Origin of the sequence: Aquiflexum sp. (assembly GCF_041749095.1) — a bacterium.
Taxonomy (GTDB): Bacteria; Bacteroidota; Bacteroidia; order Cytophagales; family Cyclobacteriaceae; genus Aquiflexum.
Window position 1 is genome coordinate 1 of the sequence record NZ_JBGTCA010000399.1, and the last position, 23,833, is coordinate 23,833.

At 40.8% G+C, this 23,833-nt stretch carries 19 protein-coding genes and 1 pseudogene; 14 read left to right on the forward strand and 6 right to left on the reverse strand.

Features of this window, described 5'->3' with window-relative positions; all coding sequences use genetic code 11:
- The first annotated feature begins 105 nt into the window (after positions 1–105).
- From ACEW8O_RS18100 to ggt, 9 genes are all read left to right on the forward strand, one after another.
- On the forward strand, positions 106–1,110 hold the full coding sequence (locus ACEW8O_RS18100; RefSeq protein WP_373496035.1) for an NAD(P)-dependent alcohol dehydrogenase: 1,005 nt from the start codon (positions 106–108) through the stop codon (positions 1,108–1,110).
- A gap of 341 nt (positions 1,111–1,451) precedes the next feature.
- Entirely contained in the window at positions 1,452–2,453 is a 1,002-nt protein-coding gene (locus ACEW8O_RS18105) for a cytochrome C (protein WP_373496036.1), read from the forward strand.
- A gap of 140 nt (positions 2,454–2,593) precedes the next feature.
- Positions 2,594–3,127 (forward strand): lipocalin-like domain-containing protein, encoded by a 534-nt coding sequence (locus tag ACEW8O_RS18110; protein WP_373496037.1) that lies wholly within the window; start codon positions 2,594–2,596, stop codon positions 3,125–3,127.
- Between the two features lie 71 nt (positions 3,128–3,198).
- Complete coding sequence (locus ACEW8O_RS18115; protein WP_373496038.1) at positions 3,199–4,380, forward strand: DUF1624 domain-containing protein; 1,182 nt, start codon at positions 3,199–3,201, stop codon at positions 4,378–4,380.
- Positions 4,381–4,661: 281 nt separating this feature from the next.
- Positions 4,662–5,963, forward strand: coding sequence for a Zn-dependent hydrolase (locus tag ACEW8O_RS18120; protein ID WP_373496039.1), 1,302 nt, complete (start codon positions 4,662–4,664; stop codon positions 5,961–5,963).
- Positions 5,964–6,397: 434 nt separating this feature from the next.
- On the forward strand, positions 6,398–8,167 hold the full coding sequence (locus ACEW8O_RS18125; RefSeq protein WP_373496040.1) for an FAD-dependent oxidoreductase: 1,770 nt from the start codon (positions 6,398–6,400) through the stop codon (positions 8,165–8,167).
- The gene (locus tag ACEW8O_RS18130) at positions 8,164–9,405 is read left to right on the forward strand and encodes an adenylate/guanylate cyclase domain-containing protein (RefSeq protein WP_373496041.1); all 1,242 of its coding nucleotides are present in this window, start codon (positions 8,164–8,166) and stop codon (positions 9,403–9,405) included. Before ACEW8O_RS18125 ends, ACEW8O_RS18130 begins: the two co-directional genes overlap by 4 nt.
- Positions 9,406–9,490: 85 nt before the next feature.
- On the forward strand, positions 9,491–9,718 hold the full coding sequence (locus tag ACEW8O_RS18135; RefSeq protein ID WP_373496042.1) for a hypothetical protein: 228 nt from the start codon (positions 9,491–9,493) through the stop codon (positions 9,716–9,718).
- Positions 9,705–11,402, forward strand: a complete 1,698-nt coding sequence (gene ggt, locus ACEW8O_RS18140) for a gamma-glutamyltransferase (RefSeq protein WP_373496043.1) — start codon at positions 9,705–9,707, stop codon at positions 11,400–11,402. Before ACEW8O_RS18135 ends, ggt begins: the two co-directional genes overlap by 14 nt.
- A 7-nt stretch (positions 11,403–11,409) precedes the next feature.
- Here the strand turns inward: ggt and ACEW8O_RS18145 are convergent, their stop codons facing one another.
- Positions 11,410–12,147: a DUF3891 family protein gene (locus tag ACEW8O_RS18145; protein ID WP_373496044.1), complete on the reverse strand. Its 738-nt coding sequence runs from the start codon at positions 12,145–12,147 to the stop codon at positions 11,410–11,412.
- A gap of 364 nt (positions 12,148–12,511) precedes the next feature.
- Between ACEW8O_RS18145 and ACEW8O_RS18150 the strand changes: the two are divergent.
- The 3 genes and pseudogenes from ACEW8O_RS18150 to ACEW8O_RS18160 all read left to right on the forward strand — a co-directional run.
- A pseudogene (locus tag ACEW8O_RS18150) lies at positions 12,512–12,880 on the forward strand (glutathione-dependent formaldehyde dehydrogenase); the annotation flags it as partial.
- 60 nt (positions 12,881–12,940) lie between these two features.
- Positions 12,941–13,378 (forward strand): hypothetical protein, encoded by a 438-nt coding sequence (locus ACEW8O_RS18155; RefSeq protein WP_373496045.1) that lies wholly within the window; start codon positions 12,941–12,943, stop codon positions 13,376–13,378.
- 349 nt (positions 13,379–13,727) lie between these two features.
- Positions 13,728–14,903, forward strand: a complete 1,176-nt coding sequence (locus ACEW8O_RS18160) for a sorbosone dehydrogenase family protein (protein WP_373496046.1) — start codon at positions 13,728–13,730, stop codon at positions 14,901–14,903.
- 112 nt (positions 14,904–15,015) lie between these two features.
- Here the strand turns inward: ACEW8O_RS18160 and ACEW8O_RS18165 are convergent, their stop codons facing one another.
- The 3 genes from ACEW8O_RS18165 to ACEW8O_RS18175 form a co-directional block, all read right to left on the reverse strand.
- Positions 15,016–15,549: a hypothetical protein gene (locus tag ACEW8O_RS18165; protein ID WP_373496047.1), complete on the reverse strand. Its 534-nt coding sequence runs from the start codon at positions 15,547–15,549 to the stop codon at positions 15,016–15,018.
- A 42-nt stretch (positions 15,550–15,591) separates the two neighbouring features.
- The gene (locus ACEW8O_RS18170; RefSeq protein WP_373496048.1) at positions 15,592–15,735 is read right to left on the reverse strand and encodes a hypothetical protein; all 144 of its coding nucleotides are present in this window, start codon (positions 15,733–15,735) and stop codon (positions 15,592–15,594) included.
- 85 nt (positions 15,736–15,820) lie between these two features.
- Positions 15,821–16,666, reverse strand: coding sequence for a Bro-N domain-containing protein (locus ACEW8O_RS18175; RefSeq protein ID WP_373496049.1), 846 nt, complete (start codon positions 16,664–16,666; stop codon positions 15,821–15,823).
- Between the two features lie 302 nt (positions 16,667–16,968).
- On the opposite strand from ACEW8O_RS18175, the gene ACEW8O_RS18180 reads away from it, so the two are divergent.
- Positions 16,969–19,494: a M14 family zinc carboxypeptidase gene (locus ACEW8O_RS18180; RefSeq protein ID WP_373496050.1), complete on the forward strand. Its 2,526-nt coding sequence runs from the start codon at positions 16,969–16,971 to the stop codon at positions 19,492–19,494.
- Positions 19,495–19,948: 454 nt separating this feature from the next.
- Here the strand turns inward: ACEW8O_RS18180 and ACEW8O_RS18185 are convergent, their stop codons facing one another.
- Together ACEW8O_RS18185 and ACEW8O_RS18190 are read right to left on the reverse strand one after the other, a co-directional pair.
- Positions 19,949–21,472: a TolB family protein gene (locus tag ACEW8O_RS18185; RefSeq protein ID WP_373496051.1), complete on the reverse strand. Its 1,524-nt coding sequence runs from the start codon at positions 21,470–21,472 to the stop codon at positions 19,949–19,951.
- Between the two features lie 366 nt (positions 21,473–21,838).
- Positions 21,839–21,964 carry a hypothetical protein gene (locus tag ACEW8O_RS18190; protein ID WP_373496052.1) on the reverse strand — a complete coding sequence of 42 codons (126 nt, stop codon included), beginning with the start codon at positions 21,962–21,964 and terminating at the stop codon, positions 21,839–21,841.
- A gap of 27 nt (positions 21,965–21,991) precedes the next feature.
- Between ACEW8O_RS18190 and ACEW8O_RS18195 the strand changes: the two genes are divergently transcribed.
- A partial coding sequence (locus ACEW8O_RS18195) for a carboxypeptidase-like regulatory domain-containing protein (RefSeq protein WP_373496053.1) occupies positions 21,992–23,833 on the forward strand: 1,842 nt, incomplete at its 3' end.

The window sequence follows — 23,833 nt, forward strand, 5'->3', positions numbered from 1 at the left end:
TGGAATAAGAAATAAAGAAGAAAATTATATAGGTTTTAATACAATGCTTAAAGTTTGATTTCCAATTGATAAAACATTTTATTCACTTTTAACTCAAATTAAAATATGAAAGTAACAGCTTTTGCTGCCAACGGGCCGCATGAAAAATTAAAGCCCTTTTCTTATGAAATGGGAGAATTAGGAACTGAACAAGTTGACATCCGGGTAATCAACTGCGGAATCTGCCATTCAGATCTCAGCATGATGAACAACGATTGGGGAATGACTGCCTACCCCATTGTGCCTGGCCATGAAATCATAGGTGAGGTAGTCGCAGCAGGTAATGCTGTCAAAAATGTTAAAGTCGGGGACAAGGTCGGTTTGGGTTGGTTCTCAGGATCCTGTATGTCCTGTCATGAGTGTATGGATGGCGCACATCATCTCTGCACTTCTGCCGAATTCACTATTGGAGGGAGGCATGGTGGCTTCGCTGACTTTGTTCGCAGCCATTGGTCTTGGGCAATACCCCTACCTGAAGGTATCGATATGGACAAGGCGGGACCTCTTCTCTGTGGAGGAATTACTGTTTTCAATCCTATTATACTTGCCGGAGTCAAAGCGACTGACAAAGTGGGAGTCATTGGCATCGGAGGTCTTGGTCATATGGCACTCAAATTTCTAAACAAATGGGGTTGTGAAGTCATTGCATTTAGCTCCAATCCGGATAAAAAGAAGTCTATTCTGGAAATGGGAGCAACCAAGGTTGTGGATTCTACAAATCAGGAAGAACTGGCGAAAATTGCTGGAAGTTTGAGTTTCATTCTGAATACGACCAATGTGACTTTAGATTGGAATTCGAATCTGACAGTTTTAGCTCCTAAAGGAAAATTTCACAATGTAGGAGCGGTTTTAGAACCTTTGGCCATCCCCGCCTTTACGCTTATTACTGGAGAAAAATCTGTCGCAGGAAGTCCTTTGGGAAGTCCGGCCCTGACACGAACCATGCTTGAATTCTGCGTAAGACATGATATTTATCCGATTACAGAAGAATATCCCATGTCTAAGGTAAATGAAGCTCTAGAACACCTTCAATCAGGTAAAGCACGTTTCCGGATCGTCTTGAAAAACTAGAGGATAAGAATATCCTATGATTGATACAATTTTAATAAAAAGGGGTACGCTGAAAACCGATTTAGAGTAGGCAACATTCCGATTAAAGTCTGAATAACTAATAGCTTCATCATTAGATTAGTAGATTAAAAAATATGAAAATTCAGTTGAAATATTTATTTTGTTGAATTATGTAGTTTTAAAATAAAATAAACAATAAAATTAAATAAAAAGTATTTTATTCTTAATTATTATAATAAACGCATATTATATCTTGTTTTGGATGAATTTTATTTAAATTACTTCTAATAAAAATTCCTCATAAAAACCCACCATGTCAAACCACCAACCCACTAAGCACCATGTTAAAGAAAATCATTTTCGGAATCCTTATCCTCCTCATTGTAGTCATTGGAGGTTTTGTTGTTTATGTCCAAATGAATTGGAATAAAACCTATGATATCCCTTACCCGGATCTTCAGGTAAGTAATGACTCCACGGTAATCGAAAGAGGTAAATATCTGGTTCACGGTCCGGCACATTGCTCAAATTGCCACGTCGCAAGTGTTGCCGAAATGATAGCCGCCGATGCCGGAGAAAATCTTCCTCTCAAGGGTGGAGTGGAATTTCCGTTCCCACCTTTAGGGGTAATGTATACAAAAAATTTAACCCCTGATCCCTCAACTGGTATTGGCAGGTATTCTGATGGGGAGTTGTTTAGAATGATGAGGCATGCCCTGAAACCGGATGGGACAGCGACTTTATCCGTTTTGATGCCCTTTTGGGATATGGCAGATGAGGATTTGATAGCGGTGGTCTCTTATTTGAGAAGTCAAGCTCCTGTAAAAAATGAAGTTAGAGACAATGAGTGGACATTTATGGGGAAAGCGGTAAGAGTGATGGCTCCTGCCTTTCATCCTATAGAAAATCCTACACCCTCTTCTTCAGCTCCCCCTATGGAAGCTACGATTGCACGTGGTGAATACCTATCCCGATATGTGGCCAACTGTGTGGGCTGTCATACCAATAGGGACATGAATACTTTTGAAGCTATAGGCCCTGAATATGCCGGAGGTATGGAATTCGAACCTTGGCCGGAGTTTGCTTTGGCAGTAGGAGGAGACCCCGAAGTATGGATGCGTACACCCAATATCACTCCTCATCCAAACAGCGCCTTATCGAAATTCAAAACCGTGGAAGAGTGGAAGGAACGATTCCGTCAAGGCAGGTTGATCAATATTTCACAAATGCACTGGGGACCGTTTTCAAGGATGACGGATGAAGATCTGGAGGCACTCTACCTGTACCTGACAAGTTTGGAGCCTTCTGATTATGATGCGGGAGAGTTGATGTTTAAAAAATAAGTTTATTTTAAATCTAAGATATAACCTCTTTTCAACGGAGAGTTGGTGCCTTTGCGCCTTTATGGCCCTAAAGTTTAATTCGGCCACAAAGGCACGAAGGCGCTTAGTTGAAACTATAACAAGAAAATTCAAATTTGACTATGGACAAATCCCCTAGAAAAAAACCGCTTAATCTTTTTCTCATTCCTTTTGTTGCTATATTTCTTCTGATTGCATTCGCATGCAATTCAAATGATCCAACAAAAGATCCCCGTTTTCAGGGCATGTGGAAGCTTCATATTTTCGAATCTTATGATTCATTATCAGGAACCTGGTCGCATTGGGAAACGGACCAATACCATGATGGCTATATTTTGTATGATGGAAAGGGTCATATGGCAGTTCACCTGACCTCCAAAGGCTATAAAGATTTTGACCTTTCCGAAAACGTCGACAGCCTCAACATTGAAAGCTTGAAAGAGCGTTTGAAATTCTATCAAACCAACTTCGTGTACTTTGCTGATTACGAAACAATTGACAATGCCATTGACCACCATCGGCTTTCTGACACAGAACCTAAAAATTGGGGAACAGTCCTGACACGGGATTTTGAATTCAAAAACGATACCTTGATTCTTTCTGCCCGAGAAATTATTGCTGGAAACAGGTTGCGACTGAGATGGATAAAACATTAGGCTTTCAGCTCCTATTTAGAATTAATGTAAGAAATATTTTGTCTGTTATTTATCACCTTTAGCCTTCAAAAATGAGTTCAATCCCTAAGTCTATTAACAGAATATCTTCCATAGACCTCGTTAAAGGTCTCGCCATACTTATTATGGCTTTGGACCATGTACGGGATTATGTACATGCCCCGGCTTTTTTGTTTGATCCGGCTGATCCCGAACAGACTACACTGGCCATATTTTTCACTAGATGGGTGACACATTACTGCGCTCCGGCGTTCAGTTTTTTGGCAGGTATGTCGGCCTATATGGTGGGTAAAAGAAAACCACAAAACGAACTGTCAGGATTTCTTTTAAAAAGGGGAATTTGGTTGGTTGTGATTGATGTGACCATAGTTTCATTTGCCTGGTTTTTTGATTTTCAATTTGGGGTAATAAACTTAAATGTGATTGCCTCATTGGGAATCAGTATGATTGCCTTGGCAGGTTTGGTTTACTTCCCTAGAAAAATTGTTTTGATATTCAGTCTTATCCTGATTTTTGGTCATAACCTCCTCGATGATATCCGTTTTGATGATTCGATATTGTGGGCCATTATTCACTACCAAAACATCTTCTTCATTTCCGAAAACTCGATGTTGTTGGTTGCTTATCCGATAATTCCATGGATTGGGGTGATGTCACTTGGGTATTGCCTAGGTGCATATTATGAAAAGTCTGTTGACAATTACAAAAGAAAGCAGACTTTCAACCTGATCGGGATTTTGGCAATTTTGCTATTTGTCATCTTGAGGTGGAGCAATTTATATGGAGAACCAAATGATTTTGAACAATTAGGAGCCTTCTCCAAGAACCTGATTTCATTCCTAAATCCTTCCAAATATCCCCCATCACTTTTGTATTTGTTGATGACCTTGGGCGTTACCTTTCTGGTTTTGGCCAACTCGGAAAAATGGAAAGGAAAAGCCGTCGATTTCATCTGTACTTTTGGTAGGGTTCCTTTCTTTTTCTATATCATCCACATTTACCTTATTCATGTGATCGCTGTTGGATTGGCTGCACTGACAGGTTTTAGTTGGGAAAAGAACATGGTTTTGGCCGCATGGGGAATAATCGAAAATCCCATCCCAGGGTATGGATTTCCGCTTTGGGTGGTCTATACAGTATGGGTAGCAGTGATATTTTTGTTGTATCCTATTTGTAAAAGGTTTGATCGGTATAAAATGGGCAATAAGGATAAATGGTGGTTGAGTTATTTTTAAAAACTTAAAAAGGTTATGTATCCAATTAAAAAGTCTGAATAGAATATAGATTGTGATTAAGTCCCTTTAGGTCGGAGATCCCGATCCTTTCGGGGGACAAAATATGGGTAGAACAGAAATTTGTAATTTGGGTTTTGTGCCTTTAGGCACTACATATATTCCGTACCTAAAGGCACGGAAACCTAACATTAACCTTATCTTGCTACCTATATCAAGTCCCTAATGGGACCAAAAATTCACAAGCTTGATTGCTACATTGGTTTAAACAAAATTAAAAAACAATGAAATCTCTATTACTTTCAATCTCCTTTTTGCTGGTTATCAATTCTGTTTTTGCCCAAGTCAGCTTTTCCACCGACCAAATCAGGGTGAATGAAAAACGGATCGAACAGCGGATTCAGGAGTTTGCCAAATTCGGAATAAATGAGAAAGGAGTGCCATTTAGAGTTGCTTATAGCCAAGGCGATATCGAAGGTAGGGCTTACTTTATGGACCTGATGCGTAAGGCAGGATTGGAGGTACATATTGATTACGCAGGCAATATCATTGGAAAAAGAGCAGGTAAAGATCCCTCCAAAAAACCCATAGCCTTCGGTTCACATATCGACATGGTACCCAATGGCGGCAATTATGATGGAGCACTTGGTTCGATTACGGCCCTGGAAATCATCGAAGTATTGAACGAACACAATATCATCACCAACCATCCCTTGGAAGTGCTGATCTTCCAAAATGAAGAAGGGGGATTGGTAGGCAGCAGGGCCATGACAGGAAATCTCAAAAAAGAAGCTTTGTCCCAAAAGTCTGCAAGTGGCTTGACACTTGAAGAAGGTATCAGGGCTATAGGAGGTAATCCGGAAAGGTTGGATGAAGTAATCAGAAAAAAAGGTGATTTAACAGCTTTTCTGGAAATCCACATAGAGCAAAGTAAGGTCTTGGAAGCCCAAGGTATTGATGTGGCTATTGTGGAAGGAATAGTAGGAATTGAAGATTGGGACATTACTGTTATCGGAATGGCCAATCATGCGGGCAGCACGCCCATGAACGACAGACAGGATGCCTTAATCGCTGCTTCCAAATTGGTACTTGCCGTCAATGAAGTGGTCAACAGCTATGAGGGAGCTCAGGTAGGGAGTGTAGGAAAAATTTCAGTGCCATCAGGTGCACCCAATATCATTCCCGGTAGCGTAGAGATGAGCTTGCAAATGAGGGATTTATCTACTGAAAAGATTAAGAAAATGTTTGCTGATATTGAAAAACGTGCCGAACAGATCTCCAAAGAAACCCATACTGAAATTGGATTTGAGAACCTCAATCTGGGTACAACTCCAACTTTCGCCAATAAGGAAATTCAGGATAAAATGATACAGGCTGCTGAATCCTTGGGAATAACCTATATCAAAATGCAAAGCGGTGCCGGGCACGATGTACAGGAAATGGCTTTGTTGGGACCGATTGGTTTGGTTTTTATTCCGAGCAAAGACGGCATCAGCCACAATCCCAAAGAATATTCTTCCCCATCCCAAATGGCCAAAGGCGCTGATGTAATGCTGCATACGGTTTTGTTGTTGGATGAAATTTAATTAGTATAGGCTCAAGGATGTCAGCCACCCAATTTCCTTTGCTTTTTGTGATAGAAGTTGGAAGTCCGAAGTCCGAAGATGGCTTACGGATGAAAAACTAAATAATATCAAAGTCTCGGAAAGAAATTCAACCTATTGGGACAATAAAACCTATCATTCGTCCCAACCGAAACCGGTTTAGCCAAAATAATCCATATTTTTAGTTGAGGCCATACGGTTGCACGACTCAAATATCAAAAGCCAAGTCCAGCCTATACTTCGAGGGAAAGGACTGTTGAAAATCTCTCGCAGCAAAAAATTAAATTTGGAGAAACTGATATTTTGGGTTCAAAAATCATAATAAACGGGTTGTATACAATTTATTAATCAATAAAAATATCTATATTAATAAACTGTTATTTTTAATTTAAGTGAGTAAATTTTAAAAGCAGATCATGAAAAAAGTAATAATCATTGGTGGTGGTGTTGCCGGTATGAGTGCAGCCCATGAATTGGTAGAACGGGGTTTTGAGGTGGAGGTATATGAAAAGAAAAAAGTCTATGTGGGTGGAAAAGCAAGATCCGTGAACGTGAAGGGTACGAACCTACTCCATAAAGATAAATACCTACCCGGTGAACATGGTTTTCGGTTTTTCCCTGGATTTTATAAGCATGTGACAGACACCATGAAAAGGATACCTTACTCCGATCAAAATGGCCAGCCTAATAAAAATGGTGTTTTTGATAATTTAACCCATACTACCCGAATTGAACTTACCAGATATGACTTGCCACCAATAACCATTTTGGCCAATTTCCCAAAATCACTTTCAGACGTGAAGTTATTGGTTCGTGATATGTTTGGAGGAATACATACTGGACTTACTAAGGAAGAGGAGCATTTTTTTGTCCATAAAGTCTGGCAAATGATGACTTCAAGTAAGGAAAGAAAGGATCAGGAATACGAGAAGATATCCTGGTGGAAGTTTTTGGAAGCAGATAGGTTCTCCGATGTATATAGACATTTGTTGGTGCAGGGACTGACCCGGACACTTGTAGCTGCAAGGGCTGAGATCGCAAGTATGAAAACAGGTTCTAGCATCACACTCCAACTGATGTACAATATGCTCAATCCAGGAGTCAATGTGGACAGAGTTCTGAATGGGCCTACCAATGAAAAGTGGCTGAATCCCTGGTACGATTATCTTATAAAATGCGGAGTCAAGTACTTCAAAGGACATGAAGGAATAGGTTTTACGCTCAAAAAAGACAATACCATAGATCATGTCAAAGTCCGAAATTCGGACGGAGAAGAAATTGAAGTCATAGGAGATTACTATATTCTGAGTACGCCTATTGAAAAAGCGGCAAAATTGATAGATAAAAAAATGGTGACCCTTGATGACCAATTTCAATTCCTCGATGAACTGGCAAATGATACCGCTTGGATGAACGGACTCCAATTTTATCTAAATGAGGATGTTGCTTTGGCGCATGGACATGTGTGTCACAGCTATACAGAATGGGCATTGACCTCAATATCCCAAATCCAGTTTTGGGAAGGATACGACCTAAGTGAAAGATATAACGGTAAGGTAAAAGGGATTCTGTCCGTAGATATTTCTGATTGGCTTTACACCCAGTATAAATCGACCGAAGATCCCGGAAGCAATCCTGTTTTAGCTGAAAACTGCACCCCTGATGAAGTTCAGAAATTGGTTTGGGAACAAATAAAAAGAAGTGTGAACGTAGGCGGAAAGGAAATTTTGCGGGATGATATGATCGAATTTTATTATTTGGATCGGGATATCAAGTGGATTGACGGAGTTCACCATAGCGAAGACAAAGAGCCATTACTGGTGAATACCATAAACTCTTGGGCTTTGAGGCCAACATCCTATACCAGAATCCCAAATTTCTTCTTGGCAGCAGATTATGTAAGAACCAATACTGACCTTGCTACCATGGAAGGGGCCAATGAAGCTGCAAGGAGAGCGGTAAATGATATTATTGAAGCCTCAGGTTCAAATGCCTCCCTTTGCCAAATCTGGCCTTTGCATGAACCTTCATTGTTTAATCTATTGAAATGGCACGACAAAAAAAGATTTGAAAAAGGTTTGCCTTTTAGCAGTAAATTGCCAGTATGGATTGATATTGTGATGGTTATCTATACACCTTTATGGTTGGGATTTAATTTTCTCAGATCAAAATTAAAATCAAAATGACTTTAAAAATCGGGATCTTCAATCAGTTTTTGGAGTGGATAGATAGACTTGGAGAAAAATATGGTGCTGATCCTGATGAGCAAAGAAAGACTGTTATCCTTATCCGCGCCTGTTTTGTAGCGGGCATTTTTATGCTGCTGTACATGGGGCAGTGTATATTTATTGAATTCAACGTGGGAGTCAATGTCCTTCCATTCGAAGCCATCATTTTCTTTTTACTACCATTGTTATTAAAAATCGGCTTCAGGCCAAAAACTGTTGCCCACCTCTATATTTTAAATGGAACTGTATTCGGAATTTTTTTGGTCATATTTTCCGGTGGCTTATACAGTCCGGTAACACCATGGCTCACTTTGATGCCCATTTGTGGCATACTTTTTATCAATCCGCGAAGTGCCTGGATTTGGGCTGTTTTGATTTTGGTTGTTGTACTTGGCATGGGGGCTTATTCCTTTTTTGTTGGTCAATTCCCCAAACAATATAATCTTGAATACGAAAACTTATTTTTTGTGAATTGCTACGCGGGTCTGATATTTATTTACCTCCTTTTAAGTTTGATTTTTGAAAATAAGCTCACAAGTGCCTATAAGAAACTTGAGAAACAGAATCAGGAACTGGCCGAAGAAAAAGCAAAATCCGATGGGTTGTTATTGAATATCCTGCCATTGGAAATTGCAGATGAATTAAAAGCCGAAGGTGAATCAAAGGCAAGGCAGTACGAACATGTCACCGTACTCTTTACCGATTTTGTGAATTTTACAGGTATCAGTGAAAAGTTGTCCCCGCAGGATCTGGTAGCTTTTATCCATAAGAATTTTACCGCATTCGATGACATCACTGAAAAATACGGCCTTGAAAAAATCAAAACCATTGGTGATGCATATTTGGCTGTTTGTGGACTTCCCGTTGAAAATTTAAATCATGCGCAATTGGTCATAAAAGCGGCATTGGAAATCAGGGAATATATGGAAAACAATGATTCGGGTTTTAAGATAAGGATTGGAGTTCACACAGGTCAGGTAGTGGCGGGAATTGTTGGTGTAAAAAAGTATGCCTACGACATTTGGGGTGATACTGTAAACACCGCTGCGAGAATGGAACAAAACTCCGAGGAAGGGAGAATAAATATCAGTGGAGCAACCTATGATTTGGTCAAAGGAGAATTTGATTGTACTTACAGAGGAAAAATTTCTGCGAAAAATAAAGGCGAAATTGACATGTATTTTGTAAATGGTTGAGCACAACAGAAGAAGAGATTGGTTAGGAATCTTTGAAAGTTGCAGAGGAAAAGTCAAAATATTATGTTGTAGGAAAATAGTAGGTATGAATGCTCAAGAACTCATAGATTTATTGAAAAATTTACCCCCTGACAAAAAAGTGGTAATCAGGGGATATGAAGACGGATTCAATGATATTAAAGAATTAAGAAACGTGAATATAGTGTATCAACCTGATTCACCTTGGTATTATGGAGAATATGCAGTAAGCAATGACCCTGATACAATAGAAGCCATAGAATTGTACGGAGAAAACAAAAATGAAGAAATCTAAATCCCTTGTAATTTTATTTATAGGTGTTGTCACACACTTTTTTATTCATTTCAACCTCGATGCCCAAACCTATGGCAAAAACGGCATGGTCGTCTCAGACAATATCCTCGCCTCAGAAGTTGGTATTGCTATTTTGAAAAAAGGAGGAAATGCCATTGATGCGAGTATTGCAACAGCTTTTGCTTTAGCGGTAACCCATCCTGAGGCTGGTAATATCGGCGGGGGAGGATTTATTGTATTGATGAAATCGGATGGGGATGTCACGACTTTTGATTTTAGGGAAAAAGCTCCCCTAAAGGCTAATCCTGACCTGTTTCAGGATGGCGATGGCAATCTAATTGAAGGTTCCAATCATGAAACCATCAAAGCTGTGGGTGTTCCGGGAACTGTTGCAGGCTTGTATCTGGCACATCAAAAGGATGGGAGTTTACCTTGGCCCGAATTGGTCCAACCTGCGGTAGACTTGGCCGAAATTGGATTTCCCATGACATGGGGATTGTATCAGGTCGCCCTTAGGATGTCCGAAATGGATGATTCATTTGATATCATGAAAAACTACTTTCGAAATGCTGAAGGTTCGGTCGTGCAACCTGGGGAAATCTGGAAACAGCCTAAATTGGCCAATACCCTTTCTTTGATCCGTGACAATGGGCATGATGGATTTTATAAAGGTCCTGTTGCCAAAGAGATCGCCGCATATATGAAAGCAAATGGCGGAATCATCACCAAAAAAGACTTGGCAAAGTACACTGCCATAGAACGCAAACCCCTAAAAGGTACCTACAAAGATTTTGAAATCTACTCCATGCCTCCACCTAGTTCCGGCGGAGTGGCTTTAATTGAGATGATGAACCTGATGGAATTGGCTGATCTCAAAAAATTTGAATTCAATTCCACTGCCTATGTACACTTGGTCGCCGAGGCGATGAAGCGGGCTTTTGCAGATCGAGCGGAACATTTGGGTGACCCTGATTTCAATCCCGATTTGCCCTTGGATCGGCTGACCTCCAAAGAATTTGCCAAAAAACGATTTGATACTATCGACATGTCCAAAGCCTCTTTGAGCGATTCTTCCCTGTACGGACAACTGTACGACGGAAGTAGCACGACCCATTTTTCTGTAGTGGACAAGGATGGCAATGCAGTTTCGATGACCTACACACTTGAACATTCCTATGGGGTAAAAATGGGCTCATCCAAACTCGGTTTCATATTCAACAATGAAATGGGCGATTTCAACCCTGTTGCAGGGGTCACCAACAATCGTGGCCAAATCGGTTCCAATCCCAACCTAATAGCTCCGGAAAAAAGGATGCTGTCCAGCATGACCCCAACCATTGTGGCCAAAGACGGCAAGCCATATCTCATCATCGGAAGTCCGGGAGGAAGAACGATTATCAATACAGTCTTTCAAACAGTCCTAAATGTATTGGAATATGACATGAGAATCGACAAAGCCATCGAAGTCATGAAAATCCATCATCAATGGCTACCCGATGAAATCCGGTATGAAAGGCACCTCATGTCACCCGATACCCGTGATGCCTTAGAGCAGATGGGACACAAACTCCGTGGCATCAATAACCTTGGGGTACTTATGGGAATTACCTATGATCCCAAGCTAAAAGTCTATGTCGGTGCTGCGGATTCGTCTAGTGAAGATGGGGCAGCGGTGGGGTATTGAATTAAAATCATTTTTCAAATTTCCATGTCACATTTCTTCTAGGTGTAGCTTCCAAAACATCCTTCAGCTCTTTCTGATTTTTATATTTCGTTTGTTCTAAAACTGTTTCTTCAATAGATAGTTCAAAGGAATCTGCTTCAAAACACCACGGTTTGATACAAAAATTTCCGTTTTTTTGACGATATATAAAGTAGGTCTTACCATCGATTGAAGTGTTGATTTCAAGTTTTCGTTCTGCATCAGGAACTTCATCTTTACACAGAATCAAAGAGCACCGGTCACAAAAACTAAGGAGGGTATAATGGGATGCAGCTTTATCTTCGTCAATCCCAAAATAAGAAACAGTTTCTTTACGAAAGGCTTTTTGTGCATCAAGAAATAGCTTTGCTTTTACATTTTTTTCCCTGAGAGAATCATATAAATGGTCTAAGTGAAAAGAAACCAGCAATGCTGTCCATAAAGATTTACTTTTTGCCTGGACAAAAACCCTTTTTGCTCTTTTGATTGATTTTATGGCACTTTCGGAATTTTCCGCAAAATCTAATGGTATTCCAAGTTCTGATAAATAGTTTTTTTCCTTATAATCCAGTTGTTGGTCGTCGTGTTCAACAACAGCCACCAGGGTTTCTAGCCATAAAAGAGGTCTATATTTAATCATTAACTGGTTTGCAATCTTTCCTGCCAATAAACCATGGCTTGCCTGAAAAATGACATGTAACCCTTGATGTGTTTTTCTTACAATCATCTTTTTTGTTTTAATGCTAACGTCAGGAGGCATCCATCATATTCCAATAGCTGTATTTTCAAAAACATAACAATAATGGTTTTGGCGCCTGTTACAAAAACACTCGGATAGGGCTCATTTTAAAATATAATCCACAGATCATGCCAATCGCTTTGGTATCTTTTAGACTGGGGAAAATGATTTGCCATCGAAGTCATAAAAATAATTACAAGTTCAAATGGACACTTTTAAAATTTCGTCAAAGCCCGGTAATATCACTTTAAACATCTATCTGTGATTTATGTAAGAAATATCGTATCCTGCGATAAAACTTTTTAGGAATTAAATACAAAATTTAACTTTCAATTTTTAAATAAACCATTATGCTCTGCAAACCATCACAGGCAGGAAATTATTGCTGCAGGCAGGATCAGCTACCGCATTACAATGGGCCATCAATTCGGTGAAAAAAGGGGGAATTGTTTCGGTAGTGGGTGTTTATGGCCCAACAGGAAATCTGGTCCCTATTGGCAATGTGGTAAATAAAGGGATCACAATACGAGCGGGACAGGCTTCCGTAAAAAGACTTCTCCCCAGATTGATCAAACATGTGCAGGATGGTATCATCAATCCGAAGGAGTTGATCACGCACAGAATACCATTGGAGGAGGCAGCTGATGCCTATAGAATGTTTTCCGATAAACTGGATTATATGATAAAACCTGTATTGATTCTACCAACTGTTAGCCTTTAAAGTAAATAATTATGAAAAATATAACAGAACATAATTCGAACATCAAAGGTTGGGGAATAGATGCCGATTCCTAAAAACGATCCTACCTATCCGATACAAAACCGAAAAAAGGGACCTTTGAAATATGAAAGGAAAGATCAAAAGCAACAGCCCGTTGAGCAAGAAGTTTTACATTCCAACGAAAGACCTAATGTAAGTGCGGTGTATGGTGTAGGGCCAGAGCCCTCTGGTCTAAGCGGAAAATTGAGACGCTTTGCTTTTGAGCATGGAGAAAACGAGTTTAGTCACTGGATACCTCTTATTTTAGCTGATCGGGTAAATGCCATTGAAGGTATTTTAGATGATATCAAACATGCCAAATTCCCTAATATTATTAAAGAAAAAGGCTGGCCAGCTCAGTGGAAACACGACAAAAAGGGTTTAATAACAAAACTGGCGATTTTCACAACCATCACGGCAGGAACGATATGGTTGCTTGTTAGAAAGAAAAATAAATAGGGGGTAACCCCTATTTTCATTTTCAGTTGGGTACAATTTGACCAGGGATAATTTAGAAAAATATTTTCATGTGCATGCCACCACCCTGAAAAAACAAAAAATACTCAGGGCAGACTTTGGCTCCTATTTTGGCTTTTTTCTCCCAGATTCTCGGGACAAGCTTTGTCTCCCTCATATTCGTGACCGCTCGAATCTTGGTTCCCCGAAATTATTCGGGGCAGGCTTTGTCTCTTGATTCTTGGCTCTCGCATCTCGTCTCTCGTCTCTCGCCTCTCGTTTCCAATTTCAATGAATTTTTTTCGAGTGCTTAAGGTTGAAACATTGGTTTAACATATAAAAATAAAGCACTATGAAGATTAAAATAACATTACTGCTTTCAATACTTTTATTAAATACCCAAAATATTTTTGCTCAGGAATCCGTGAAAAAAGCACAACCCATTCTCGGTGAAGTGCCACAAAAAGTAGAAGATGTATTTTTACCTGAAGTGGATGGGATCAAGGTGGAAGTTTGGGTGGATAGCCTTACCATACCCTGGTCCTTGCGCTTTTTACCTGACGGGGACGCTTTGGTTGCCCAAAGAACCGGTCGTATTGTTAGGATACCTCATGGAAAAAACCAACAAGTGAACTACCTGGATGTACCCGGAGCAGTGCATGAAGTGGATGCGGGACTAATGGGTTTGGCCATACACCCGGACTTTAAAAACAACTCCTGGATTTATATCATGCATGCGTACAGGAATGAGCAGAATGAGTTATTGAGTAAAGTGGTCAGGTTAATACACCAAGGTGAAACGGCCACAATAGATAAAATCATCATGGATGATATCCCGGCATACGCCATACACCTGGGGGGAAGAATAGAATTTGGGCCTGATGGCATGTTGTACATAGGAACAGGGGACATGTCCCAGCCATTTGTGGCACAAGACCTCGATATATTGGCTTCAAAAATACTAAGGATTACCCCCGATGGCGGCATCCCTTCTGATAACCCTTTTGAAAACTCCCCTGTTTACTCCTATGGGCACAGGGTGGTTCAGGGCTTTGCCTGGGATCCTGATACAGGTGCATTTTTCAATTCTGAACACGGTCCTTCGGGCGCAGAAGTAGAAAATAGCGTAAGGTACCGAGATGAAATCAATAAAGTAGAAAAGGGTGGCAACCATGGATGGCCAGTAGTGGTCGGTGCTCCCGGTATTCCGGAATATGTTGACCCAAAGGTTATGTGGAACAAAGCAGCGGTACCACCTGCGGGAATGACATTTTACAAAGGTGATCTTTATGTGGCTTCCCTTGGTGGTCAGGCCTTAGTCAGGGTAGTTTTTGACAAAGAAAACGACTATGAGGTGACCAAAATAGAGCGTTGGTTCTCCTATTCCCCTTCTAAAGGAATTTATGGCCGAATGCGGGATGTTACCATAGGTCCTGATGGACATTTATATGTTACCACCAGCAATACCGATGGCAGGGCACCTTTAAAAATTCATGATGACAAAATACTGCGATTGATATTCGATTGATCAATCCACCTTAAAATATTTAAACTCTTCGGACTGCTAACAATCAGGTCAGAGACAATCCTCAAAAAGCTGAACCTGTTTTGTAATAGTACCTATCAGGCACTTGTAATTTTCATTCCCTCACGATTTTAATGATATCCTCAATTTCTTTTAAGTCTGGTATGTCCGTGTTTGTTACATAGTAATGTTCAAACACAAAGTCACCTAAGACGTTGCATTTTTTTATTCCAGTTTCAATGAATGTTCCCACGGCAACGTCCATTGGCACCAACACGGTCAGCCCGACAAATTTGTCTGCCGGATCTACGGTTTCAACAATGCAGTTTAAGTCTTTGGCCACAAGGTTTACCTCCTCTTTTATTATTTTCTTTTGTGGAGTGGTAAAGGGTTTATCCGAAGCCGGCAGCATGAGGAAATAGAATCTCAGTTTGTCCTTTAGTCCACCGAGACCACTAATGATAAAGCCCATGTTTTCATCTGTCAGCATGCTTTCAAGGAGCATTCTGCATTCTTGTAATGCCAAAACTGCCCACTTTCTCACCTCTTCGTCGGGATTCCGGTAATATCTCTCAATTTGCCGGTATGCAGTAATTGTCCCAATGTGGGCTAACAGCGTCAATGCTTTTTTCTTTCCATCTATTTCCATACGGGTATCACAGAGTAGGTTTCCAAGATTGATGGTCTCTGCCTAGGTCAGTTCGCCAAGGTCAAACGAATGGGAATAGTCAAGGTATTCCTTTTGTGTTTGAAGGTCGACTCCCTCTTCCAAAATATCGAACTTATCAGGAATTCCATTTAAGAAATCCAGTATATCCTTGGGATTGTCTTTCATAATTGTATTCGCTCATTTGGTTGCACTGGTAAATAGTAGGAATATCTCCAACTTATTTTTATAATTAGAAGTCCTGCAACTCTTTTCATTTCTCCTTTTTCTTGTCACCTTCATTCAATTGCAAAGAAGTTTTGGCATTAAGAGAAGTTACTACTTTTTTTCCCGTTTTTGCTTCCAGTTCTTTGCGAGCAACCTTTGCTACATTGCCACCTTGTTTGGCAACTTTCTTACTATCTTCAAAATCTTTTGGACTGGTTGCGGCAGAAATGTCTTTTGTAGATGCTTCGGCAAGCATGTTTAGAATGAGTTCTGTATTCGTCATGTTATCCCTCAAGTTTTCCTTTTTCAGCCCTTTTAGGATTTTATATTCTTTGGTGGTTCTATCACTCCATGCTTTTGTAATGATATCGGTTAGGGTTGCAAACTGAATACCTTCCTTCAGTCCCCGTTTTTTCCATTCATCTGTCAACTCTTTTCTGATTTCAATACTTTTCAGTCGCTGATTTATCCAGTTTTCAGAATAGCCCAATTTCATGTATTGTTCCAGTGCCCTATCAATACTGAGTTCAGGGTCTTGCATTTCATCCAATCTATCTGATGCTACCTGAGCCAGCCAAAGTTTAAATGGTTCTGCTTTAGGAGATGGGATGGATTGTATCAAGCGAAAAAGTTGTTCTGAATCAGCTACATCTGTCAGATAAAATTTACCATCAGCCGATTGCATTTTCAGTTGACTACAATTTGTAGCCAACTGACTTCCTTCTGCTTTTAGCCTTGTTTTCAAAACGCTCCAATACTTTCTGGGATTGGGACTTTCCGTCAAAACAGCAATAACATCTACTATGGACATATACCATTTTTCATTCTCCTCGTCCCAAAGGGTTCTAACTTTTTTATCTTCAAAAACTTTTATTTCCGTGACTTTCTTCATTGATATTCTTGTTTCAGTTTGATCTGCATATCACTTTTCAATTGCGGCTCAATAATATAATTGATTTGGCTCAAAAAGTCATGGAATTGATCTGTATTCTTTGATAAATTGAGCTACAATGATCAAGTATAGGTTTAGTGCAGGTTTTAAGCAATCAATAGAGCTTCTTTAAATCATTTCCATAATCCCTAAGCCATACCTGCCCCATCCACCACCCATCCCACAATCGTTCCCTCCCCACTTCAAATACCTTGGAGGGTTTGGCAATTACTATTAACTTCCCGACTCAAATATCAAATTCTATGAAAAAAATATACAGCTTGGTTTTTGCCCTTTTTATGGCAGCAACCACCTTTGCCCAAAAAAGCCCGGAGGAATTTCTGGGTTATAAAATGGGTGACCGATTTACCACGCATCACCGTGTAGTGGATTATTTTGAGCATTTAGCTTCTACACTGCCCAATGTTAAATTGGTGTATTATGGGGAAACCTATGAAAACCGCCCGCTTTTTATAGCTATCGTTTCCACTCCCGAAAACATGAACAATCTGGAAAATATCCGAATGGACAACCTCAAGAGAACGGGGATGGTAGAAGGAACACCAGCTACCAAAGTTGCCCTGAATTGGATGCAGTACAATGTGCATGGTAATGAGGCTGTGGCTACTGAAGCGGCGATGACTACTTTTTGGCAAATTGCCGATCCTTCCAATAGCCAATCCAAAGAATGGCTGCAAAACCAGGTGTTGATCATTGACCCTTGCGCGAATCCTGATGGGAAAGACAGGTATACAGTTTGGTACAACCAAAAGCAAAACTCAAGATTGCAGCCAGACCCACAGTCCATGGAGCACTTTGAGCCTTGGCCGGGAGGTAGACCCAATCATTATATGATTGACTTAAACAGGGATTGGGCCTGGCAGACGCAGAAAGAAACAGTTCACCGTATCGAACTCTATCACGAGTGGATGCCTCATCTTTTTGTGGACTTTCATGAGCAAGGAATTGATGCGCCGTTTTATTTTGCTCCTGCTGCACAGCCCTTGCATGAGCAAATCTCTCCTTACCAACTTGAATTCCAAACGCTTTACGGCAAAAACACAGCAGCCAAGTTTGACGAACAGGGTTGGTTTTATTTTACCAAGGAGCGATTTGACCTGCTTTATCCTGCTTATGGAGATACTTGGCCAACCTATAATGGTGCCGTAGGGATGACGATCGAAAAAGGTGGTTCCGGACGTGCAGGTTTAGGAATGTTGAATGCTCTTGGCGATACCGTAACCTTAAAAGAAAGAATCGAACATCAGCATGTGGCAGGTATTTCCGCAGTGGAAGTCACTGCCCAAAATGCCATTAAATTGGCCGATGAGTTTGCCAATTATTTCAAATCCAACAGCAGCAGCCCAAGGGCTAAATACAAAAGCTTTGTCATCAAAGGAGACCAAAATCCGGAAAGGGTGAATGCGCTTTTGGAACTCTTGGACAAAAACAGAATCCAATATGGATTTGCAGGTAACAGGTCAGGACTGAAAGGACTTGATTATTCCAGTGGAAAAACCGCCACCTTCTCCACATCCGACAAGGACATCATCATCAATGCCTACCAACCTAAATCTGTGTTGGCCCAGGTCTTGTTTGAGCCTGAAGCTACCCTTCAGGACAGTATTACCTATGACATTACAAGTTGGGCGCTACCTTATTCCTATGGTGTTCAGGCCTATGCGCTTGAGACCAGATTGGATGCTGCCAAGCAGTTTGAAAAAACAGCCTTTACTGCCAATGCTGTCAATGGAAAACCATTGGCTTACCTTGTCCCATGGAATGCCACTAAGCATGCTAAATTTTTAGCAGCCCTATTAAATGATAAAATCCGGGTAAGATTTGCGGAATATGCTTTTGAGATAGAAGGGAAAAGTTATCCATCAGGATCCTTGATTATCCATAGAAACGGCAATCAATATGTCCCCGATTATGACCAAAAAGTGGTTGCAGCAGCTAACAAATTTGAAATCAACTTAAACCCCACCAACACTGCATATGTGGACAAAGGGAAGGATTTCGGTTCCTCGGATGTCAAGGCCATCGTTGCCCCAAAAGTGGCTCTTTTGGGTGGCGATGCGGTTTCTTCATTGAACTTCGGGGAGCTTTGGTATTTCTTTGAGCAGGAACTTGATTATCCTATCAGTATATTGGATGCCAACAACCTGGCGAGATTTGATTTGAGCAAGTACAATGTCATTTTGATGCCTTCAAGCAGAGGCGGATCCATATCAGAAAACAACCTCAAAAATGTGTTGGAATGGGTAAAGGCAGGGGGGAAACTCATTGCATTTGAAAATGCGCTGAATGCTTTTGCCGATAAAGAAGGATTTAATCTGAGCAGGTATGATACCGAAGATGAGAAAAAGACGGCAGAAAAAGAGCAAAAGGAAATCCAAAATGTGGAAAGGTTGGAGCCCTATCAGGAAAGAGAGCGAATGGGTATTTCCACCACTGCAGCAGGTGCCATTTATGAATTGAAGATCGATGAATCGCATCCACTTGGATTTGGTTTGGGTGGTAAATTCTACACCTTGAAAAACAACGGCTCCCGATATGCTTACCTGAACAACGGAGTCAACGTGGGAATTATCCCCAATAATGAAGCCTATAGATTCGGCTACATTGGTCATAAAATCAAACCTAAAATGGCACAATCCATGGTCTATGGCGTAGAGAATCAGGGCAGAGGACAAATCGTCTACATGGCAGACAACCCCATGTTCCGTTCCTTCTGGGAAAGCGGCAAGCTCTTAATTTCCAACGCAGTCTTCTTTGTTGGACAGTAAACCTTCGGGCAAAACCTTTGAGGTTTTTTTTCAAACCTCGAAGGTTTTCTTCCTAACCAAGTGCCTTATTTACCATGAATAATTTTTCGTGTATAAGGTTTTCTCCTACCAAAAAAGCCTTCGAATCCGCCGCGGTGGACTCAAAGTAAAGGTTATACCTTTCAATTACCACATAGAAACTTAGAGCACATAGGTCTTCAGTCCAATAGCCAATTTAAGCTTTAAAAAAGATCTTAAATCTTCTATGTGATTTAAATGGGCTATGTGGTAAAATATTTCTTCTGGATTTTATATAAGCTTAAGTTCAGCCAAAAAGACTCAAAACCTTTGAGGTTTATTTAGAAACCTCAAAGGTTTTAGACCTTATACAAATTATTATTTGAGAGAATAACTTCTTCAAGAAAATAGCTTTCTTAAACCTCAAAACCTTCGAGGTCTTAAAGACCTCAAAGGTTTAAAGCCCACTATTACTTACAAAAGCAATCGACTGACTGTCAGGAGACCAGGAAGGGACATTGATTGTACCCTGTCCTCCATATAAATATGCGATGACCCTTGGTGCACCACCTGAGGTGGGCATCAATTTTAGGGTAACTCTTTTGTAGGAGGGGTGACTATTGACTGGAATATCTGAGGGAAAAGAAATAAACACCATCCATTTGCCATCCGGAGAAATGTGGGGAAACCAATCGTTGGTTTCGTCAAAAGTCAATTGTTCCGGACTGGATCCGTCCGGTTTCATTCTCCAAATCTGCATAGTCCCGGATTTACTGCCATTGTAATAGATGAATTTCCCATCTGGGGAATATTCACTGCCATCCACGTGTTCGCCGGGTTTTGTATTGGTCAGGGCCACTTCTTCTCCACCCTTGATGCTTTTTTTATAAATATCATAATTTTCACTATCCCCTCGGGAAGCCACATATAGCACTTCTTTGCCATTTGGCGACCATCCATGCCAGTAGGAAGGTGTCTCCTCTGTGACAAGCGTCGGTTCACCTCCCTCCAATGGTAGCACATACACCGTTGATCCTCCGCCTGATAATCCTTGCCTATGGTGGCTGATGGCCAACATTTTCCCATCAAATGAAATCCCATGGTCATTGTTGTTCCGGTCAGCAAATCTGGTATTGAGTTTTTCCAAACTTCCTCCTTCCACAGGGATTTTATAGAGTGACCCGTCCATATTGATCAATAACTTTTTGCCATCAGGCATCCAATTAGGAGCTTCAAAGCGGCCATCTTTTTCAAATATCACTTTTCTGACTCCTGTAAAAACATTCATGGTTTCCAAGCGGCAACCCAAATACCCCTCTTTACCTGGATTGTAGTTGGCTGCAACAGGTTTATCCAAACGCACATTCCAGACTTTGGCCTGTTCCAATACATCTTCATTGTGCGAACCGATAAATATACCCGCTAAAACAGCGTTCTTCATTACTGTCATTTTATGGGATCCGATTTCCTGAAGTGGTTCACCGGGATGGGCAGCCCGCATGATAAATTCATCTCCTGCCCGCTCCAATTGCAAAATGGAATAATGGCTCTTCGGCGCAAAAATCTCGTCTTCCGGATCCCGCATAAATGCCCCCTTCATCTCCCTCCATTGTAAGACTGTCATACCGTCTCCATGTAGTGTTGCAGTGATATGGGCAGCATTTTCATCCTCAGATTCTCTGACCATCAACCCGACTTTTCGATGTAGGTCAACTCCTTCGCCTACAAATTCAAAATTGGCAGTTAAAATAAAATCCCCCTCTATTTTGTCAAAAGCATAATGAAATTCATCCCTTTCAAACCAGATATTATATCCGGCTCCTTGAAGATGGTAAGTTTGGGTTTCTTTATCATACACTGTTTTACCCTTCAGCTTGGGATTTCCAATGTCTTTGTTTTGGCTGAATATGCCAACTTTTCCATCTTGGGCAATGGCGAACTGAAGCAGTAAAAGGCTGAATAATGTAAAAAGGTATTTCATAGGTCTTTGGGTTTTATCAGTAATTAAATCAAAAATTCAGGTATTGTCTATCATTATGTGATGGTTGGGAAATTTAGTGAATAATATCCATTTTCCATGTCAGTTAAACTATCAGTAGGTTACCATAAATAAGTATCAATGATTAAAGATCCACGGGTTTTTAATTTTGCTGAGTAACTTTCTCTTCTTTAGCTTTTAGCAGGAGATTCCCCGAAATTCTACGGGGCAGGCTTTCATTTCGCTGAAAGGTTCGTCAAAATATCAGACTCACGAAAAGCTCATTCAGAATGACGTCCCCCCAAACTTGATTCCTAATTCTTGATTCTTAGGTCTTGGCTCTTGGCTCTTGCTTCTTGATTCTTGATTCTAATCTCTTATCCTTCCTCCTTCACCCTTATCCTTCATCCTTTCTCCTTCATCCCTCATCCTTCCCTTTTCAGTCCCCCTATTCCACACTTCAGTCAACTTTAATTTTTTCACTGCTGCTTTCACCCCAATTTTGGATCAAATATTATTGTCATGAAAATTATTTTAGCTTTCTGTTTGATCTTCATTGTCAATTCCACCTTGGCCCAGACCACCATTAAAGGTATCGTCAAGGATCAAAAAGGCGTGACAATTCCGGGCGTCAATATTTTTCTAAAGGGAACCTTTGAAGGTACATCTTCAGAAATTGATGGGACTTATATTTTGGAAACTGATGAGGAAGGTACTTTTATTTTGATCTTTCAGTCTATGGGATTCAAATCCCAGGAATTTGAGGTGGTATTAAATGGAAGCTCGCAGACCTATAATCCCATTTTAAAGGAGGCCATCAATGAAATGACTGCGGTGACCATATCAGCAGGAGCGATGGAGGCTTCGGATGAAAAAAGGGCCGTGGTATTACGACCTGTCGATATTGTCACGGTGCCTGCTGCAATGGGGGACATCATCGGCGCATTTCAGACTTTGCCGGGAACGGCAAATGTGGGTAATGACGGAAGGTTGTTTGTACGTGGAGGTGATGCCACCGAAACAGCCATTTTCATAGACGGACTTAAAGTAGGGAATGCTTTTGGAACCACAGCGTCCAATGTACCGACTAGAACCCGATTCAATCCCAATCTATTTAAAGGTTCATTTTTCAGTACGGGAGGTTATTCAGCGGAATACGGTCAGGCACTTTCTTCAGCTTTGGCGCTGAACACGGTGGATTTCCCCGTGAGAAATCAGGGCGATATCAGCATCATGTCTGTTGGTGGGGGTTATACACAAACTCTAGCCGGAGAAAAAAACAGCTTGACAGCTTCCGCTAACTACTTTGACCTCTCTCCCTACCAAGCTTTGATCAGACAAAATTTTGATTGGGAAAGGGCACCCTATGGATGGGATGCGGAGGTATCCGGCAGACAAAAGTGGGGAAAAAACGGAGTCATTAAAGCCTATGCCCATACAGAAGCAAGCGGTATGAAAATATGGCAACCTATACCCGGTTCTGATGAACGTGGTCAATTGGTAGGTGTCCAAAACCAATACACTTTTGCCCAAACATCATTCAAGCAATTAGAGGAAAATGACTGGAGTTATTATGGCGGGGTTTCTTATTCTAACAATGTGGACAAATTTGAAATCGGTCAGATGGAGATGAGAAACCAAAACCAATTGATGCACACCAAGTTGACCGCTATCAAGGGTCTTTCAGAGAAATTTTCAGTCAAGACAGGTTTTGAATCCTATTTGTTCAACTATGAAGAGGCCTTGATTTCAGAAGGTTTCAAAAGGGATTACAGGGATCATCATGCCATCCTGTTTTCAGAAGCTGATTATTATGTCAACAACAGGTTGGTGTTCAGGGGAGGAATTAGGGCAGGTCATAGTACTTTGGCCAGTCAAAGTTGGTTGGATCCGAGGATTTCGTTGGCTTACAAATTTGACCATGAAGGACAGCTTTCATTGGCAGCAGGACAGTTTAGCCAAATGCCTGTTGAGCAATTAAGGATCATCGACCAAAACACGCAAAATACCAGGGCAGACCATTTGATCCTGAATTACTTTTTGGTCAAAAACGGCAGGACTGTTCGGGCAGAAGCATTTTACAAAGACTACAAAAAACTCATTACCTATGAAGTGGCCCAATTGTTCCCCATACCATTGGGATTTAACAACATTCAGCAAAATGGTGAAGGTTATGCCCGTGGGGTTGATATTTTTTACCGGGATCAAAAAAGCTTTAAGAACACCGACTTTTGGGTTACCTACAGCTTTGTGGATAGCAGGAGAAAGTTTGCACATTTCACCGAAATGGTACAGCCCGGCTTCGCTCCCCGCCACAATGGATCAATAGTCGTCAAGCATTTTATTGCCCCTTTAAAATCCCAA

What these genes read in the sequence shown, in the direction of transcription:
- ACEW8O_RS18185 (WP_373496051.1), bottom strand. Translation starts at nt 21,472, where the DNA reads ATGAAATACCTTTTTACATTATTCAGCCTTTTACTGCTTCAGTTCGCC.
- ACEW8O_RS18100 (WP_373496035.1), top strand. Translation starts at nt 106, where the DNA reads ATGAAAGTAACAGCTTTTGCTGCCAACGGGCCGCATGAAAAATTAAAG.
- ACEW8O_RS18155 (WP_373496045.1), top strand. Translation starts at nt 12,941, where the DNA reads ATGCCGATTCCTAAAAACGATCCTACCTATCCGATACAAAACCGAAAA.
- ACEW8O_RS18180 (WP_373496050.1), top strand. Translation starts at nt 16,969, where the DNA reads ATGAAAAAAATATACAGCTTGGTTTTTGCCCTTTTTATGGCAGCAACC.
- ACEW8O_RS18175 (WP_373496049.1), bottom strand. Translation starts at nt 16,666, where the DNA reads ATGAAGAAAGTCACGGAAATAAAAGTTTTTGAAGATAAAAAAGTTAGA.
- ACEW8O_RS18130 (WP_373496041.1), top strand. Translation starts at nt 8,164, where the DNA reads ATGACTTTAAAAATCGGGATCTTCAATCAGTTTTTGGAGTGGATAGAT.
- ACEW8O_RS18105 (WP_373496036.1), top strand. Translation starts at nt 1,452, where the DNA reads ATGTTAAAGAAAATCATTTTCGGAATCCTTATCCTCCTCATTGTAGTC.
- ACEW8O_RS18115 (WP_373496038.1), top strand. Translation starts at nt 3,199, where the DNA reads ATGAGTTCAATCCCTAAGTCTATTAACAGAATATCTTCCATAGACCTC.
- ACEW8O_RS18170 (WP_373496048.1), bottom strand. Translation starts at nt 15,735, where the DNA reads ATGAAAGACAATCCCAAGGATATACTGGATTTCTTAAATGGAATTCCT.
- ACEW8O_RS18145 (WP_373496044.1), bottom strand. Translation starts at nt 12,147, where the DNA reads ATGATTGTAAGAAAAACACATCAAGGGTTACATGTCATTTTTCAGGCA.
- ACEW8O_RS18135 (WP_373496042.1), top strand. Translation starts at nt 9,491, where the DNA reads ATGAATGCTCAAGAACTCATAGATTTATTGAAAAATTTACCCCCTGAC.
- ggt (WP_373496043.1), top strand. Translation starts at nt 9,705, where the DNA reads ATGAAGAAATCTAAATCCCTTGTAATTTTATTTATAGGTGTTGTCACA.
- ACEW8O_RS18160 (WP_373496046.1), top strand. Translation starts at nt 13,728, where the DNA reads ATGAAGATTAAAATAACATTACTGCTTTCAATACTTTTATTAAATACC.
- ACEW8O_RS18120 (WP_373496039.1), top strand. Translation starts at nt 4,662, where the DNA reads ATGAAATCTCTATTACTTTCAATCTCCTTTTTGCTGGTTATCAATTCT.
- ACEW8O_RS18125 (WP_373496040.1), top strand. Translation starts at nt 6,398, where the DNA reads ATGAAAAAAGTAATAATCATTGGTGGTGGTGTTGCCGGTATGAGTGCA.
- ACEW8O_RS18165 (WP_373496047.1), bottom strand. Translation starts at nt 15,549, where the DNA reads ATGGAAATAGATGGAAAGAAAAAAGCATTGACGCTGTTAGCCCACATT.
- ACEW8O_RS18110 (WP_373496037.1), top strand. Translation starts at nt 2,594, where the DNA reads ATGGACAAATCCCCTAGAAAAAAACCGCTTAATCTTTTTCTCATTCCT.